Raw genomic sequence first — 3,384 nt, forward strand, 5'->3', positions numbered from 1 at the left:
GGTATCGCACCGCCGCCGCGGCGCTCCGACCCGCATGGAACACCGCCATCGGATCCGACCTGCAAGACCCTCGCATCGACGGCCCGCGGACACGCGCCTCGGCAGTTATGAACTCCTACCTTGCCCATCTCATGGCCGTGGCCGGCCAAGAGCCCGCGATCAGCGACGTCTTCCTCCGGGTGATCGGCCTCGAAGCCCCACCCTCGGCTCTGCTCCGTCCGGCAGTGGCAGTCCGGGTAGCCCCGCTCGATCCTTCACCGCAGGGGTGTGCAGGTTCGCCGGGCGGCCCTGACAGAAGCCGCCTGATCGCCATGGCTGATCATGAGGGCCTCCAACCGGCAGCGGCATGACGGCGACCGGATGGTCATTCTGGGGTCCTCCCGCCTTCTTGCCCTCGTCTCTGCGCAACGTGGCGGGACGGCCGCCCACCCGGGACCAACGCCAGACGGGGCGGCCCGAAGATCTCCGCGGGCAGGGCGACATGGTTGACGGGCGCCGAAGCGGTCCCTGCCACCGGCGCAAGGTCAGACGCTACTCAGCCCTTTGCTCTGGCGAAGCCGTCCGGTCCAGCGTCGTATACGCAGTCGATCTGGCACGACGACAGGAGGTCTAGCGTCCGACCCTGTCCCATCCGAGGGGACCGACGACAGCCCGAACCACAGCGGCGTGACACGGGACGCGACACGAACCTAAGGCACCTCATGCGGTCCACGGTGGCGGGAGAGGCAGCGGGCGTGGCAGTAGTTGCAGGTAGGGGCCGTGGTGGATGCGGACGGCCCGCCTTGTAAGCGGTAGGTCGTCAGTTCGATCCTGACCTCCGGCTTCAGGTCTGAGCATCGTCGAGCACCTGTCCGATCGTCCGCCCGGTCGTTGTTCGTCAGCGCGATCCCGCAGCGACCAGTGCCGCGGTGATGGGCTCGAGTTCGGCGATCAGCTCGGCGAGCTCGGCGGCGGAGAGGGCGTCGTACGGCGGGGCGGCGAGCTCGTCGGTGAGGGCTTCGACGCGGTGCTTGGTGTCGCGGCCGGCGTCGGTGAACCAGCCGTCGGTGTCGACGAGCCCGCGCTCGCGCAGCCCGTCCATGACCTCGGCCAGCCGCTGCTTCGGCAGGTGGTGGAGGCGCCCAAAGGATTCCGGCGGGTGGATGCCCATCTCCAGCGCGGACAGCACGTGGGCCTCCGCACCGCCGATGTGCGCTGCGAGGAGGGCGGCGACGTGCCCGTCCCCGCGGTGCTCGCGCAGCATGGTCGCGGAGTGCCACAGCCGGGTGACCGGGTCGCTGGGCACTGGAAGGGTGCGCCATCCGGCGTACATCACCCGACCTTGCGTGGGCGCGCTCGTCGCGGCCTTGGTGGTCAGGTCGGCGGCGCGCGCCAGGCCGGGGGACTCGGCCAGCGCCGCGCCGAGGATCCGCCGTACGGAGGCCGCGCTGCCCCGTTGCCACGCGGCGAAGGAGGTCTCCGGCGGGATGGTCTCCCACGCGCTCGGGATGTGCCGCGCAGCCTCCCCGTCGGCGAAGCTGTAGAAGGCTGCGTGCACGACCTGTGCCGGCACCCGTCCCAGTGGCGCGGCGCGGCTGGCGAAGTAGCCGTCCCAGTAGGTGCGGTGGCCGAGCGCGGCCAGCTCTTCGTTGGACTCGTCGGCGAGGTAGGTGACCAGGCAGATCGGCTCGAGGAGCCCGAACATGCGGCGGGCGGTTCTCGTGGTGTGCATGACTGATCCGACTCGGCGAGCGCCTCGGACTCATCGGTTCCGCCGGACAACCGACGCAACCCCTGGGGCGACGCGCGACTGACAGCGTCCGTCGTCCTGGTGTGGGGCCATCCGTGGGGCGAAATACCGTCGCGTGGTGTGGTTGAGGTGGCGTCAGTGACCCACGCCGGGGGCATCGTCGCTGGTAGAGGCCAGATGATACGTGATCCGGCCGCCTCTTGATCCGCGGGTTCAGGGTTCGGTCTCCTGGGGGCCAGCATGTACTACCTGCACGTTCGGTAGGGAGGTGCTACTCGCCCACGTGCCGAGCCGGCGGCCAGACGTGGTCCATCACGCTGACGCGCGGAACCCGGCCTCCTCGGCGGCGGTGGCAATGCGGGTCAGGTCGTCGGCCGGCCCCGCCGGGCCGGAGGGGTAGGTGAAATCCGCGATGTGCAGACCGCTTTTCACGATGTCCTCGGTGCCTTGTCGTCGATCAGCGGTTTCGACGCCAGCTGCTGCGACCTGCCCGGATGTCATCTGAAGGTGGCCCTGCTGGTGCCCGGTTCGGTTCAGGTGGGCACGGTGGCGGGGTGCTGGGCGGAGAGGGCGTGCGCGGTGGTCGCGGCGGCGGGCTGGAACTCGGCCAGCAGCGCGGTGATCTCGGTGGTCGCGGCGGCGACGTCGGCCTCGGCGTCGTCGTGCAGCCCTTCGACCACGACGAGTGCCCGGGTGGTGGTCGGCCGGGTCGCGCTCTGGGCGCTCTGCCGCCAGCACCAGCGCCGGGCGCAGGCGACGCCGGCGCGGTCGACGAACACCACCTCCCCGGGCTCCGGTGCGCCGGCTTCGGCCGCACCGAGGTCGGTGAACCGCTCGGTGCCGGTGGCGAACCGGACGGTGATGCCGCCGTCGATCCCGGCGAGGTCGACCACGGCGACCGGCAGCGCGTACCGGATCGACACCAGGTTGCCGAGGTCGACGAGGGTGTTGATGGAGGGGATGTCGCCCTGTTTGGTCAGCCGCCGCAGCAGTGCCTCGGGGGCGCTGCGGTACTGGGTGGGCTTGGCCCCGAACGCCGCGAACGCGCGGCGCCAGGCCGCGATGGACGGCAGCTCGGCGATCGGCGTGGTCGCGAGCCGCTGCGCGACGTCCCGCTGGGCGGCGCGGTAGCGCTCCAGCAGCGCGGGCGGCGTCGATCCATTGGTCAGCCGGGACGCGGCGACGATCCCGGCGTGGATCGCCGGGTACCGCTCCAGGACGGCGGGGTCGTAGCGGAACACGTGCGGAAGACTAGGTGTTCTGCCCGGACAGGTTGGGGACGCGGCTGGCGGGTGGATGGCCGCCGATTCCGGTGTGTCCGCGGTGGTGATTGTAGAAGTGCAGCCAGCCGGGTAGGGCGGCTCGACGCTCGGACTCGGTCCGGTAGGGGCGGGCGTAGGCCCATCGTCGAGCAGGGTGCGGTGGAAGCGTTCGATCTTGCCGAAGCTCCTATGGGTGTCAACCCGTGAGCGGTGCCGCCGGTTGTGGCTGGGTGAGCAGCTTGTAGACCTCGCGGGCTATGTGTCGTTTGAGGGAGCGGATGATCTCCTTCTTGGTCTTGCCCTCGGCGGTGCGACGGGCGAGGTAAGCGCGCGTCGGCGCGTGCCAGGCCATGCGTGTGACGGCGAGGATGTAGAGGGCGTAGTTGGCCTGTC

Annotated in this window: 3 protein-coding genes and 2 pseudogenes; all 5 read right to left on the reverse strand. The window is 70.6% G+C overall.

What is annotated here, in order from left to right; genetic code table 11:
• Positions 1–877: 877 nt before the first annotated feature.
• A complete protein-coding gene (locus HF519_RS29650; protein ID WP_246245429.1) occupies positions 878–1,711 on the reverse strand; it encodes an SCO6745 family protein in 834 nt (277 codons plus the stop codon).
• Between the two features lie 330 nt (positions 1,712–2,041).
• Positions 2,042–2,230, reverse strand: a complete 189-nt coding sequence (locus tag HF519_RS30740) for a hypothetical protein (RefSeq protein WP_211170770.1) — start codon at positions 2,228–2,230, stop codon at positions 2,042–2,044.
• A 32-nt stretch (positions 2,231–2,262) separates the two neighbouring features.
• On the reverse strand, positions 2,263–2,970 hold the full coding sequence (locus HF519_RS32085; RefSeq protein ID WP_169416262.1) for a B3/B4 domain-containing protein: 708 nt from the start codon (positions 2,968–2,970) through the stop codon (positions 2,263–2,265).
• A 10-nt stretch (positions 2,971–2,980) separates the two neighbouring features.
• Positions 2,981–3,171 (reverse strand): annotated as a pseudogene (locus HF519_RS29665) (integrase core domain-containing protein); the annotation flags it as partial.
• Between the two features lie 16 nt (positions 3,172–3,187).
• A pseudogene (locus HF519_RS29670) lies at positions 3,188–3,384 on the reverse strand (IS110 family transposase); the annotation flags it as partial.

Origin of the sequence: Pseudonocardia bannensis (assembly GCF_012911875.1) — a bacterium.
Classification (GTDB): Bacteria; Actinomycetota; Actinomycetes; order Mycobacteriales; family Pseudonocardiaceae; genus Pseudonocardia; species Pseudonocardia bannensis.

Coding starts and splice junctions, on each gene's coding strand:
- HF519_RS30740 (WP_211170770.1), bottom strand. CDS start 2,230: ATGACATCCGGGCAGGTCGCAGCAGCTGGCGTCGAAACCGCTGATCGA.
- HF519_RS29650 (WP_246245429.1), bottom strand. CDS start 1,711: ATGCACACCACGAGAACCGCCCGCCGCATGTTCGGGCTCCTCGAGCCG.